This is a genomic window from Lentilitoribacter sp. Alg239-R112 (genome assembly GCF_900537175.1).
Classification (GTDB): Bacteria; Pseudomonadota; Alphaproteobacteria; order Rhizobiales; family Rhizobiaceae; genus Lentilitoribacter.
This window is the reverse complement of sequence record NZ_LS999834.1, coordinates 280,146-292,240: the sequence shown is the minus strand read 5'-3', so window position 1 is coordinate 292,240 and position 12,095 is coordinate 280,146. Positions and strand designations below refer to the sequence as shown.

Sequence of the window (12,095 nt, the reverse complement as noted above, 5' to 3'; positions counted from 1 at the left end):
ATATTGGCTCGTTCAGTTTGGAAAGGTCCTTTTGTTGACGGCTATCTTCTCAAAAAGGCTGAGAAGGTTCGCGAAGGCGGTCGCAGCGAAGTGATTAAAATGTGGTCTCGCCGTTCTACGGTTCTACCACAGTTCGTAGGTCTAACATTTGGTGTCTATAATGGTCAGAAGCACATTCCAGTGATGATCTCAGAAGACATGGTTGGCCATAAATTTGGTGAATTCGCTCCAAGCCGTACCTATTATGGTCACGGCGCGGATAAGAAAGCGAAGAGGAAGTAGTTATGGGCAAGGCAAAGACAGAACGTCGGCTCGCAGATAATGAAGCGCAAGCAGTTGCTCGCACGCTTCGTATCAGCCCGCAAAAGCTCAATCTTGTTGCGGAATTGATCCGTGGCAAGAAAGTAGATGCAGCATTGGCTGATCTTGAGTTTTCTCGCAAACGCATATCTGATCAAGTGCGCAAAACACTTCAGTCAGCAATTGCTAATGCTGAGAATAATCATGATTTGGATATTGATAATCTCATTGTTGCAGAAGCATACGTTGGTAAATCAATCGTGATGAAACGTTTTCGCGTCCGCGGTCGTGGTCGTTCAACGCGTATCTTGAAACCATTTTCTCACTTAACAATTGTCGTGAGAGAAGTTCAAACTGAGGAGGCTGCATAATGGGTCAGAAGATTAATCCAATTGGTTTCCGTCTTGGTGTGAACCGTACATGGGATAGCCGTTGGTATGCCGATCAAGGCGAATATGGTGATCTGCTTCATGAAGATATGAAAATTCGTGAATTTATTGTCAATAAATTGAAGCAGGCTGGTGTTGCCAAGGTCGTTATCGAACGTCCTCACAAGAAATGCCGCGTGACAATTCATACAGCTCGCCCTGGTCTTATCATCGGTAAGAAGGGTGCTGACATTGAAAAACTGCGTCAGAAATTGTCTGCAATGACGAATTCTGAAACACACCTGAACATTGTTGAAGTTCGTAAGCCCGAGATTGATGCAACTCTTGTTGCTCAATCAATTGCTCAACAACTTGAGCGTCGTGTTGCATTCCGTCGTGCTATGAAACGTGCTGTTCAATCAGCTATGCGTTTGGGTGCTTTGGGCATCAAGATCACAAGTGCTGGCCGTTTGGGTGGTGCTGAGATTGCGCGTACTGAGTGGTATCGTGAAGGTCGTGTGCCATTGCACACACTTCGTGCGGACATCGATTATGGTGTTGCAGAAGCTCTTACTGCATATGGTATTTGCGGTATCAAAGTTTGGATCTTTAAAGGCGAAATCCTTGAGCATGATCCTATGGCTTCAGAGCGTCGTGCATCTGAAAATGATAATGCCGGTGGCAATCGTCGTCGCGAAAAAGCGTAAGCGATAGGTTCGGAGAAATATAATGTTACAACCAAAGCGAACTAAATTTCGCAAACAGTTTAAGGGCAAGATCAAGGGTGCTGCAAAAGGCGGTTCGGATCTTAACTTTGGATCATATGGTCTAAAGGCGCAGGAACCAAATCGTGTTAACGCGCGTGAGATCGAAGCTGCCCGTCGTGCCATTACACGTCACATGAAACGTGCTGGTCGTGTTTGGATCCGCATTTTCCCTGATGTTCCGGTGACTGCAAAGCCAACCGAAGTCCGTATGGGTAAGGGTAAAGGTTCCGTCGATTATTGGGCGTGCAAGGTTAAACCTGGCCGCGTGATGTTTGAAATCGATGGTGTGAATGAAGATATTGCTCGTGAAGCGTTACGTCTGGGATCTGCAAAGCTCTCTGTTAAGACACGTTTCATCCAGCGTATTGCTGATTAGGAGAGATTATCATGAAAGCTAATGATGTCCACGCAATGAGCGAAGATCAGCTTGGTGATGAACTTGCAAAGCTAAAGAAAGAGCAGTTTAACCTGCGCTTTCAGGTTGCAACTAGCCAACTTGAGAATACATCTCGTGTGAAACAAGTGCGCCGTGATATTGCGCGCATTAAAACAATCGCCCGCCAGAAGGCGGCCCAAGCTAAGGCTTAAAGGAATAAGTTATGCCTAAACGCATTCTACAGGGCACTGTTGTGAGTGACAAAAACGATAAAACTGTGGTCGTCCGCGTCGAACGTTCGTTCCCGCACCCAGTTTTGAGAAAAATTGTACGCCGTACAAAAAAGTATAAGGCGCATGATGAAGCAAATCAGTTCAAAGCTGGTGATTCCGTTTCTATTCAGGAATGTGCACCAATTTCGAAAGATAAGCGTTGGACTGTTGTAACTAGCTAATTTTAGCGGTTCAGCTTCTAAAACTGTGATAATCGGGGCAGGGTATTTACCTTTATGTCCCTTTTTTCATAAAAATGACATTTTAGGTCAGATTTTGGTTGAAAAAAATCTGACTTGTTCTAAGACAACTCGAATAGTTGGATAAGACTGCGGGCAATGGGGCCTTGGAGTAACTGTCCAGCATAAATAAGAAGGCGTTCTGACATGATTCAGATGCAAACAAACCTCGACGTCGCGGATAATTCCGGCGCCCGTCGTGTCATGTGCATCAAGGTGCTAGGCGGTTCTAAGCGTAAATATGCTTCTGTGGGCGACATTATTGTATGTTCGGTCAAAGAAGCTATTCCGCGTGGCCGTGTGAAAAAAGGTGACGTAGTTAAAGCTGTAGTTGTTCGTACAGCCAAAGACCTGCGTCGTGCTGACGGAAGTGTTATCCGTTTTGACTCAAGTGCTGCAGTATTGGTTAACAATGCTGGTGAGCCTATGGGTACGCGTATTTTTGGACCAGTTCCACGTGAACTTCGTGCTAAAAAGCACATGAAGATCATCTCGCTGGCTCCTGAAGTGTTGTAAGGAACGGATCTCATGCAAAAAATTCGTAAAGGCGACAACGTCGTCGTATTGACTGGTAAAGACAAGGGTCGTTCTGGCGCTGTTTTAAAAGTTATTCCAAAAGAAGGTCGTGCTGTTGTCGCTGGTATTAACGTTGTCAAACGTCACCAGAAACAAAGTCAGACAACTGAAGCTGGTATCGTTACTAAAGAAGCTCCAATCCAACTTTCAAATATAGCAATTGCTGATCCGAAAGATGGTAAGCCAACACGTGTTGGTTTTAAAATTGAGGGTGACAAAAAAGTACGAGTGGCTAAGCGTTCCGGAGAAGTGATCGATGGCTAAGGAAAATTATATCCCTCGGTTTAAGACCGATTATCTAAACCGTATCCGTGCAGCAATGCAGGAGCAGTTTAAATATAAAAACGAAATGCAGATTCCTAAAATTGATAAGATTGTTATCAATATGGGTGTCGGCGAAGCAACTGCTGATTCTAAGAAGCCAGCGATTGCGGCTAAAGACCTTGCAGATATTGCGGGTCAAAAGCCAGTTATTACGCATGCACGTAAATCTATCGCGGGCTTTAAAGTTCGTGAAGAGATGCCACTTGGTGCGAAGGTTACACTTCGCGGTGCGCGTATGTATGAATTCATGGATCGTTTGGTGACTGTTGCGCTTCCACGCGTACGTGACTTTCGTGGATTGAATCCAAAAAGCTTTGATGGTCGTGGCAACTTTGCCATGGGTATTAAAGAACACATTGTGTTCCCTGAGATCAATTACGATAAAGTTGATCAAATCTGGGGCATGGACGTCATCGTTTGTACGACGGCTAACACGGATGATGAAGCTCGCGCTCTTTTAAAAGAGTTCAACTTCCCATTCCCTGAACAGTCGTAACGGCATACGTAGAGAAGGAAATTCAACATGGCGAAAAAAAGCGCAGTTGAGAAGAATAATCGTCGCCGCGGCCTAGTCAGCAAAAGTGCTGCTAAGCGTGCTGCTTTAAAAGCGACAATTAAAGATCAATCAGTGCCGATGGAAGAGCGTTTTAAAGCTACTCTTCAATTGGCTGAATTACCTCGTGATGGTTCGAAAACTCGTATTCGCAACCGTTGTGAAGTGTCCGGTCGTCCACGTGGTTACTACCGTAAACTTAAAATGTCTCGTATTGCATTGCGTGAGCTTGGCTCATTCGGTCGTATACCTGGCCTTGTTAAGTCCAGCTGGTAAGGGAGCATAGTATGTCTTTATCTGATCCTTTGGGCGATATGCTCACTCGTATTCGTAATGGTGCCGCTCGCGGTAAATCTTCTGTAAATTCACCAGCGTCTAAATTGCGTTCACGCGTATTGGATGTTTTGGAAACTGAAGGTTATATCCGTGGTTATTCACAATCCGAATTCGAAAATGGTAAGTCTGAGCTAAGCATTGAGTTGAAATATTCAGACACAGGTTCTGTGATCCGGGAAATCGGTCGCGTTTCTAAGCCTGGTCGTCGTGTTTACGTCTCAGTGAAATCAATTCCGCAAGTAGCGAATGGTCTTGGTATTACGATTTTGTCTACACCTAAGGGTGTTATGGCTGATCATCAGGCTCGTGAAGAAAATGTAGGTGGTGAGGTTCTTTGCTCCGTATTCTAACGGAGCAGGGTTCTTTTCAAAAGAAGGTTGAACAATGTCTCGTATAGGTAAAAAGCCAATTGCGGTCCCAGCCGGCGTCACTGCTACAGTCGAAGGCCAGTCGGTTACTGCTAAAGGTCCAAAGGGCGAGTTGAAATTCGTTGTAAATGACGAAGTGCTTGTCAAAATGGAAGAGAATGAAATCGTAGTCACACCCGTTGATAAATCAAAGGACGCCCGCTCTAAATGGGGTATGTCGCGTACAATGATTTCCAACATTCTTGAAGGTGTTGAAAAGGGTTTTGAACGTAAACTTGAAATCAACGGTGTTGGTTATCGTGCTGCAATGCAGGGTAAGGGTGTCCAGCTCTCGCTCGGTTTTAGTCATGAAGTTGTCTACACGCCACCCGAAGGCGTAACAGTTGCTTGTCCAAAACCAACTGAAATTGTTGTTACAGGTATCGACAAACAAGCTGTTGGTGAAGTTGCTGCAAAGATCCGTCAATATCGTAAGCCTGAACCTTATAAAGGTAAGGGTGTGAAATATGCCGAAGAGCGGATTGTCCGCAAAGAAGGCAAGAAGAAGTAAGGAAGAGGCGAAATGGCTAGCATTAAAAAAGACATCGCGCGTCGTAGTGCACGTGTTCGTCGTAAAGTCAAAGCGGTCGCAAATGGTCGTCCGCGTTTGTCAGTACATCGCTCTTCAAAGAACATTTACGTTCAGATTATTGATGATACTGCAGGTACTACACTTGCAGCAGCATCAACATTAGATACTGATCTGCGTAAATCTTTGAAGACAGGTGCCGACACATCTGCTGCAAGTGCAGTGGGTAAACTTATTGCTGAACGTGCTGATAAAGCCGGCATCAAAGATGTTGTTTTTGATCGTGGTGCGTTCTTGTACCATGGGCGTGTAAAAGCACTTGCAGAGGCTGCTCGTGAGGGCGGACTTAAATTCTAATCAATCTGCCGATTGAAACCGGAAAAAAATAAGGACAAGGACAATGGCAAGAGACGATCGTCGCGGAAAAGGCGGCAGAAAAGAAGAGGAACAGAGCGAATTCGTTGATAAGCTCGTTCATATTAACCGAGTTGCAAAAGTGGTCAAAGGTGGCCGTCGTTTCGGTTTTGCAGCTTTGGTTGTTGTTGGTGATGAGAAAGGCCGCGTTGGCTTTGGTCACGGTAAAGCACGTGAAGTGCCTGAAGCAATTCGTAAAGCAACAGATGCTGCAAAGCGCGAAATGATTTTTGTGCCATTGCGCTCTGGCCGTACTTTGCACCACGATGTTCGTGGTCGTCATGGTGCTGGTAAAGTGCTTTTGCGTGCTGCTAAACCTGGTACTGGTATCATTGCTGGTGGCCCAATGCGTGCGGTTTTTGAAACACTTGGTATGCAAGACGTTGTTGCGAAATCAACAGGTTCTTCGAACCCATATAACATGGTTCGTGCTACTTTTGATGCTCTTAAGCACCAAATGCACCCGAAAGATATCGCAGCGCAACGTGGTATTAAATATTCAACGCTTCAAGCTCGCCGCACTGCTGCGGGTGTAGAAGATCAATAGGCTTAGCGCCGATCGATAGGAGGCCTTATTATGGCTGATACAAAAAAGGGCAAAACTGTTACTATTGAGCAGACTGGTAGCCCACTTCGTCGTCCTAACGTTCAGCGCCAGACACTTGTTGGTCTTGGCCTGAATAAGATGCATCGTCGTTCAACACTCGAAGATACACCAGCTGTACGTGGCATGATTGCTCGCGTTAGCCACATGGTTCGTATCGTCGAAGAGAACTAGGCGGGAGAGTATTCATGAAACTGAATGAAATTCGTAACAATGAAGGTTCAAGCCAAGCACGCAAACGCGTAGGTCGTGGTATTGGATCTGGTACTGGTAAAACAGGTGGTCGTGGTGTGAAAGGTCAGAAGTCTCGTTCTGGTGTTTCAATCAAAGGTTTTGAGGGCGGTCAAATGCCTATCTACCGTCGTTTGCCTAAACGTGGTTTCAACGTTCCGTTCCCGACGGATTATAATGTTGTATCACTAGGTCGTTTGCAGGAAGCTGTTGACGCTAAGAAACTTGATCCTAAGGCAACGGTTGATGCAGCTGCTCTTAAAGCTGCTGGCGTTATCTCTAAGATTAAAGATGGTGTTCGTGTCTTAGCAGATGGTGAAATTAAGGCTAAGTTGAAGCTTGAAGTTGCTGGCGCATCTAAATCAGCAATCGCAAAGCTTGAAAAAGCTGGTAGCTCGATCACGGTTCTTTCGCCTGCAAAAGAAGCGAGCGAATAGTAATAATATTCCGCGCGTTGATCTTTAAATCGACGCGCGGTTTCCCCATATTGGGAACTATGTTTCCACACGAGGCAGTTTGCGGCTTGATTTCTCGATAAATTACTGCGATCCAAATGTCTCTCACATCAGGAATATTCCTGACCAGAACAATTCGCGGAGAATGGCATGGCATCGGCAGCCGAACAGCTCGCATCTAATTTGAACTTTTCTGCATTTTCAAAAGCAGAAGACCTTAAAAAGCGCATCTGGTTTACACTGGCGGCGCTTTTGGTTTATCGCCTTGGTACTTATGTTCCAATCCCAGGTGTTGACCCTGCAGCTTTTGCGCAGGCTTTTGAAAGACAAAGCCAAGGTGTGCTTGGTTTGTTTAATATGTTTGTGGGTGGTGCAGCGGAGCGCATGGCGCTTTTCGCTCTTGGCATAATGCCTTACATTTCATCTTCCATTATTATGCAGTTGATGACATCTGTTGTCCCATCTCTTGAACAGCTCAAGAAAGATGGCGAACAGGGGCGCAAGGTTATTAACCAATACACACGTTATGGTACTGTCATTCTTGCGACAATGCAGGCTTATGGGATCTCTGTTGGACTTGAGGCCGGAGCAGGGGTTGTGACAGACCCTGGTTTGTTCTTTAAAATATCTACTATTATCACGCTGGTTGGTGGCACGATGTTCCTCATGTGGTTGGGTGAGCAGGTAACAGCGCGTGGTATCGGTAATGGTATTTCATTGATCATTTTTGCTGGCATTGTTGCGGCACTACCTTCTGCCATTGTGGGAACACTGGAGTTAGGTCGTACCGGATCTATTTCAACGTTCATCATCATAGCAGTACTTGTTTTGGCTGTTGCTTTGATTGCTTTGATTGTGTTTGTTGAACGCGCGCAACGTAAATTGTTGATCCAATATCCGAAGCGTCAAGTTGGCACTAAAATGTTCCAAGGTGATAGTTCACACCTGCCACTTAAGTTGAACACAGCAGGCGTTATCCCAGCAATTTTTGGCTCGTCTTTGTTGCTTCTACCCGCAACTTTGGCTGGTTTTTCAGACACGTCATCGCTACCAGATTGGGCGACAGCTATCTTAGCGTCTCTTGGTCACGGGCAACCTGCTTATATGGTGTTTTATGCACTCTTGATTGGCTTCTTTGCGTTCTTTTACACAGCGATCGTATTCAATCCTAAAGAAACAGCGGATAACTTGAAGAGCCATGGTGGCTATATTCCAGGTATTCGCCCTGGCGATCGTACAGCTGAATATATTGACCGTGTTTTGACAAGAATTACAGTAGTTGGTGCCATATATCTTATTTTTGTATGTCTATTGCCAGAGTTTTTGATCGCAAGAACTGGTGTACCATTTTATCTAGGGGGAACGTCGCTTCTGATTGTTGTTAGTGTGACGCTCGATACTGTGGCGCAAGTGCAAGGGCACTTGTTTGCTCAGCAATACGAAGGCTTGATTAAGAAATCAAAACTTCGCGGAGGGAAGAAGCGTAGATGAGATTAATTCTGTTAGGACCACCAGGTGCGGGTAAAGGTACGCAAGCTCAGCGTTTAGTTGATAGATATGGTATACCCCAACTGTCTACTGGTGATATGTTGCGTGCAGCGGTTGCTGAGGGTACCGAATGGGGTAAGCGTGCTAAGGAAATCATGGATGCAGGCGGGCTCGTATCTGATGATATCGTGAACGCCATTATTTCTGAGCGTATTGAAAATGAAGATTGTAAAAATGGCTTTATTTTGGATGGCTATCCGCGAACATTAAGACAAGCCGATGCAACAGAAGCATTGCTCGCGTCTAAATCTATGTCTTTAGACGCTGTTGTTGAACTTGCAGTTGATGATAGTGTGCTTGTTGAACGTATTTCCGGCCGCTATACTTGTAGCAATTGTGGTGCAGGCTATCACGACCAAAATCTTAAACCAGAGAAAGATGGTGTATGTGATAAATGTGGCGGAACTGAATTTAAGCGACGCCCGGATGATCGCGCTGAAACAGTGGTTGATCGTCTTCAAACATACTATAAAGAAACAGCGCCTCTTGTTGGTTACTATTACGCAAAGCGTCTTTTGCGTTCTGTTGATGGTATGGCTGACATTGATGATGTGACATCGCAAATTAACGCTTTGTTCGAAGGAAAGTAACTTAGCATCAAATTAATCTCATAATGACTTGACGAAATGCCGACTCATCCGCTAATAACCGCTCAACTCGCGAAAAATTGGCGGTTGGTGCGTCTCTCCTAAGAGGAGGTGCGGTACTGATCGTTTTTGTCTGTCGTGGATTATAAATCACGTAGCGTAAATGCTACTAAGTATAAGCACCGGTTTTAATCGGTTAACAAGGAGAACGACGTGGCCCGTATTGCTGGCGTCAACATTCCCACAAACAAGCGTGTTGTTATTGCGCTTCGTTATATTCATGGGATTGGACCAAAATTTGCTCAAGAGATCGTAACTAAAGTGGGTATTCCTGCTGAGCGACGTGTAAATGAGCTTTCAGATGCAGAAGTTCTGCAAATTCGTGAAGCAATCGATCAGGATTACCAAGTTGAAGGTGATCTTCGTCGGGAAGTTTCTATGAACATCAAGCGTCTTATGGACCTTGGCTGCTATCGCGGCCTGCGTCATCGTCGTGGTTTGCCTGTTCGCGGTCAGCGTACAAGTACAAACGCGCGTACACGCAAAGGACCAGCAAGAGCAATCGCTGGTAAAAAGAAATAATTCCAATCAAGTTTACCCTGTCTTTAAGAGATGGGGTTCTTTTTGATTGGGGTGGAGCCGCTGGAATTACGGCGGTGTTGATATCAAGGAAGGATACACGATGGCAAAAGATGCCACACGCGTTCGTCGTAAAGAACGCAAGAATATTGCTACGGGCGTTGCCCACGTAAATTCAACGTTTAACAACACAATGATTACAATCACTGATCAGCAAGGCAATACGATTGCCTGGTCATCTGCTGGTGCTAACGGGTTTAAAGGCTCTCGTAAGTCTACACCGTTTGCTGCGCAGATTGCGGCTGAAGATTGTGCGAAAAAAGCTCAAGATCATGGTATGAAGTCGCTTGAAGTTGAAGTTTGTGGCCCAGGTTCTGGTCGTGAATCTGCACTTCGCGCTTTGCAGGCTGCTGGTTTTACAATCACGTCTATTCGTGATGTGACGCCAATTCCGCACAATGGTTGTCGTCCACGCAAACAGCGTCGCGGTTAATCAATATTGTCTGTCCGTCTTTTTAGGCGGGCGTCTTCTCACATAGCTGACACGATTGGATGGTGCAGCAATAGGAAGGTTAAAAAATATGATTCAGAAAAATTGGCAAGAACTTATCAAGCCTAATAAAGTAGAATTTGCTGTTTCAGGCGAATTGAAAGCGACACTTGTAGCAGAACCGTTGGAGCGTGGCTTTGGCCTTACTCTTGGTAATGCATTGCGCCGTGTTCTTCTTTCATCGCTGCGTGGTGCGGCTGTAACTGCTTTGCAGATTGATGGCGTTCTGCATGAGTTTTCCTCTATTCCGGGTGTTCGGGAGGATGTTACTGACATTGTTTTGAATACTAAGGAAATCGCGATCCGTATGGAAGGTGATGAGCCTAAACGTATGGTCGTTCGCAAACAGGGTCCAGCAGTTGTGACTGCAGGTGACATTCAAACTGTCGGCGATATTGAAATTCTAAATCCTGATCTGGCTATTTGTACGCTTGATGAAGGTGCAGAAATTCGCATGGAGTTCACAGTTAAAAACGGTAAGGGCTATGTACCTGCTGCTGCTAACCGTGCTGAAGATGCTCCAATTGGTCTTATTCCAGTTGATAGTCTCTATTCTCCAGTCAAAAAAGTTTCTTATAAAGTTGAAAATACTCGTGAGGGTCAAGTTCTCGATTATGATAAGTTGCTTATGACGATCGAAACAGATGGTTCGGTTACTGCGGAAGATGCTCTTGCATTTGCTGCGCGTATTCTTCAAGATCAACTTTCAGTCTTCGTAAACTTCGAAGAGCCTCAAAAAGCTGAAGAAGAAGATACAGTTGCAGAACTTGCATTTAATCCGGCTCTTCTTAAGAAGGTTGATGAATTGGAACTTTCAGTTCGTTCGGCTAACTGCTTGAAAAATGATAACATCGTTTACATCGGCGACCTTATTCAAAAAACAGAGGCAGAAATGCTTCGTACACCAAATTTCGGGCGTAAGTCTTTGAATGAGATCAAGGAAGTACTGGCTTCTATGGGCTTGCATCTTGGAATGGAAGTTCAAGCATGGCCGCCAGAGAACATTGAAGATCTAGCGAAACGTTACGAAGAACAATATTGATTTAAACTTGCGGATTGAAAACCGCTTTGAAGGAGAAAGCTCATGCGCCACGGAATAGCAGGCCGCAAGCTCAATAGAACATCAAGTCACCGTAAGGCGATGTTTGCCAACATGGCTGCATCTCTTATCGTGCACGAACAAATTACGACAACATTACCTAAAGCCAAGGAAATTCGTCCATTCGTCGAAAAACTTGTTACTTTAGCGAAAAAAGGTGATCTACATTCACGACGTCGTGCAATTGCGATAACTCGCGATCAAGATGCTGTTAAAAAATTGTTTGATACAATCGCAGCTCGTTACGCAACTCGTAATGGCGGTTACGTCCGCATTATGCGTGCAGGCTATCGTCACGGCGATAATGCACCAATGGCTGTTGTCGAGTTTGTAGATCGCGATATTTCAGCTAAAGGCGCCGCCGATAAAGCACGTGTTGCTGCTGAAGAAAATGAAGCGGAAACTGAAAACGCATAAGTTTTTGGTTCGTTAAAATTTTGAAAGCCGGGTAGCAAATGTTACCCGGTTTTTTCGTTTGATATGAAATTTTATTTCTGGAAGATTATTTGGAGCAGGCCCAAACTCTTGGGGTACAATTTCGGCCATTATCCATGCAGTAGTTCATTGCCTCGCTTTTTGCTGCTTCCATGTTTCCATTCCAAGCCCAACCCCAGGCGCCATTGGGTGCAGAAGCTATAGAGCCACAGGTATTATAGAACGTCTTTATAGTGGAGCATGGCCCGTTACAATTATTGCGAACTGAATTTATAGCTCCGTTTTCTGATGAGTAGCTGTGGCTCCATGCGTGACCGTTTGGACCTATCGCTACAGCACCCAACAGCGTTCATAGCCGCATGAGCCAGCATGTGAAATGTTAGTTAATGTAGCGGTCATAAGTGTTGAAATAACCAGCATTTTATATTTAGTTTTCATGTTTTCCCTTAAGTAAAAAGCAGTCTAACCATAGAAATATGGATGACGCCATGAAAATTCCATTTTATTGCGTGATGGATTTGATTACATATAGAATCTATAGATGGA

General features: G+C 45.0%; 22 protein-coding genes. All 22 read left to right on the top strand.

What is annotated here, in order from left to right; translation table 11 throughout:
• Positions 1-3 precede the first annotated feature (3 nt).
• Entirely contained in the window at positions 4-282 is a 279-nt protein-coding gene (gene rpsS, locus G3W54_RS14700; RefSeq protein ID WP_162654030.1) for a 30S ribosomal protein S19, read from the top strand.
• Between the two features lie 2 nt (positions 283-284).
• Positions 285-671 carry a 50S ribosomal protein L22 gene (gene rplV / locus G3W54_RS14695; protein ID WP_162654029.1) on the top strand — a complete coding sequence of 129 codons (387 nt, stop codon included), beginning with the start codon at positions 285-287 and terminating at the stop codon, positions 669-671.
• Positions 671-1,375, top strand: a complete 705-nt coding sequence (rpsC, locus tag G3W54_RS14690; protein ID WP_162654028.1) for a 30S ribosomal protein S3 — start codon at positions 671-673, stop codon at positions 1,373-1,375. Before rplV ends, rpsC begins: the two co-directional genes overlap by 1 nt.
• 22 nt (positions 1,376-1,397) lie before the next feature.
• Positions 1,398-1,811: a 50S ribosomal protein L16 gene (rplP, locus tag G3W54_RS14685; RefSeq protein WP_162654027.1), complete on the top strand. Its 414-nt coding sequence runs from the start codon at positions 1,398-1,400 to the stop codon at positions 1,809-1,811.
• 11 nt (positions 1,812-1,822) lie between these two features.
• Positions 1,823-2,023: a 50S ribosomal protein L29 gene (gene rpmC, locus G3W54_RS14680; RefSeq protein WP_162654026.1), complete on the top strand. Its 201-nt coding sequence runs from the start codon at positions 1,823-1,825 to the stop codon at positions 2,021-2,023.
• 11 nt (positions 2,024-2,034) lie between these two features.
• Positions 2,035-2,265, top strand: coding sequence for a 30S ribosomal protein S17 (gene rpsQ / locus G3W54_RS14675; protein WP_162654025.1), 231 nt, complete (start codon positions 2,035-2,037; stop codon positions 2,263-2,265).
• 204 nt (positions 2,266-2,469) lie between these two features.
• Positions 2,470-2,838 (top strand): 50S ribosomal protein L14, encoded by a 369-nt coding sequence (gene rplN, locus G3W54_RS14670; RefSeq protein ID WP_162654024.1) that lies wholly within the window; start codon positions 2,470-2,472, stop codon positions 2,836-2,838.
• Positions 2,839-2,850: 12 nt separating this feature from the next.
• Entirely contained in the window at positions 2,851-3,162 is a 312-nt protein-coding gene (gene rplX, locus G3W54_RS14665) for a 50S ribosomal protein L24 (protein ID WP_162654023.1), read from the top strand.
• Entirely contained in the window at positions 3,155-3,718 is a 564-nt protein-coding gene (rplE, locus tag G3W54_RS14660; RefSeq protein WP_162654022.1) for a 50S ribosomal protein L5, read from the top strand. The genes rplX and rplE overlap by 8 nt, the downstream gene beginning before the upstream one ends.
• Before the next feature lie 27 nt (positions 3,719-3,745).
• Positions 3,746-4,051, top strand: coding sequence for a 30S ribosomal protein S14 (gene rpsN, locus G3W54_RS14655; protein WP_162654021.1), 306 nt, complete (start codon positions 3,746-3,748; stop codon positions 4,049-4,051).
• 11 nt (positions 4,052-4,062) lie between these two features.
• Complete coding sequence (gene rpsH / locus G3W54_RS14650) at positions 4,063-4,461, top strand: 30S ribosomal protein S8 (RefSeq protein WP_162654020.1); 399 nt, start codon at positions 4,063-4,065, stop codon at positions 4,459-4,461.
• Positions 4,462-4,495: 34 nt separating this feature from the next.
• The gene (gene rplF / locus G3W54_RS14645; RefSeq protein WP_162654019.1) at positions 4,496-5,029 is read left to right on the top strand and encodes a 50S ribosomal protein L6; all 534 of its coding nucleotides are present in this window, start codon (positions 4,496-4,498) and stop codon (positions 5,027-5,029) included.
• A 12-nt stretch (positions 5,030-5,041) separates the two neighbouring features.
• A complete protein-coding gene (rplR, locus tag G3W54_RS14640; protein WP_162654018.1) occupies positions 5,042-5,404 on the top strand; it encodes a 50S ribosomal protein L18 in 363 nt (120 codons plus the stop codon).
• 43 nt (positions 5,405-5,447) lie between these two features.
• Complete coding sequence (rpsE, locus tag G3W54_RS14635) at positions 5,448-6,008, top strand: 30S ribosomal protein S5 (RefSeq protein ID WP_162654017.1); 561 nt, start codon at positions 5,448-5,450, stop codon at positions 6,006-6,008.
• Positions 6,009-6,038: 30 nt separating this feature from the next.
• The gene (gene rpmD / locus G3W54_RS14630) at positions 6,039-6,239 is read left to right on the top strand and encodes a 50S ribosomal protein L30 (RefSeq protein WP_162654016.1); all 201 of its coding nucleotides are present in this window, start codon (positions 6,039-6,041) and stop codon (positions 6,237-6,239) included.
• 14 nt (positions 6,240-6,253) lie between these two features.
• Positions 6,254-6,733, top strand: a complete 480-nt coding sequence (gene rplO / locus G3W54_RS14625) for a 50S ribosomal protein L15 (protein ID WP_162654015.1) — start codon at positions 6,254-6,256, stop codon at positions 6,731-6,733.
• 168 nt (positions 6,734-6,901) lie between these two features.
• Positions 6,902-8,242 carry a preprotein translocase subunit SecY gene (gene secY, locus G3W54_RS14620; protein WP_162654014.1) on the top strand — a complete coding sequence of 447 codons (1,341 nt, stop codon included), beginning with the start codon at positions 6,902-6,904 and terminating at the stop codon, positions 8,240-8,242.
• A complete protein-coding gene (locus G3W54_RS14615; RefSeq protein WP_162654013.1) occupies positions 8,239-8,889 on the top strand; it encodes an adenylate kinase in 651 nt (216 codons plus the stop codon). The genes secY and G3W54_RS14615 overlap by 4 nt, the downstream gene beginning before the upstream one ends.
• A gap of 210 nt (positions 8,890-9,099) precedes the next feature.
• Positions 9,100-9,468, top strand: a complete 369-nt coding sequence (gene rpsM / locus G3W54_RS14610; protein ID WP_162654012.1) for a 30S ribosomal protein S13 — start codon at positions 9,100-9,102, stop codon at positions 9,466-9,468.
• 100 nt (positions 9,469-9,568) lie between these two features.
• Entirely contained in the window at positions 9,569-9,958 is a 390-nt protein-coding gene (gene rpsK, locus G3W54_RS14605; RefSeq protein WP_162654011.1) for a 30S ribosomal protein S11, read from the top strand.
• An 88-nt stretch (positions 9,959-10,046) separates the two neighbouring features.
• Entirely contained in the window at positions 10,047-11,057 is a 1,011-nt protein-coding gene (locus G3W54_RS14600; RefSeq protein WP_162654010.1) for a DNA-directed RNA polymerase subunit alpha, read from the top strand.
• 42 nt (positions 11,058-11,099) lie between these two features.
• Positions 11,100-11,531 (top strand): 50S ribosomal protein L17, encoded by a 432-nt coding sequence (gene rplQ / locus G3W54_RS14595; RefSeq protein WP_162654009.1) that lies wholly within the window; start codon positions 11,100-11,102, stop codon positions 11,529-11,531.
• Positions 11,532-12,095: the final 564 nt, after the last annotated feature.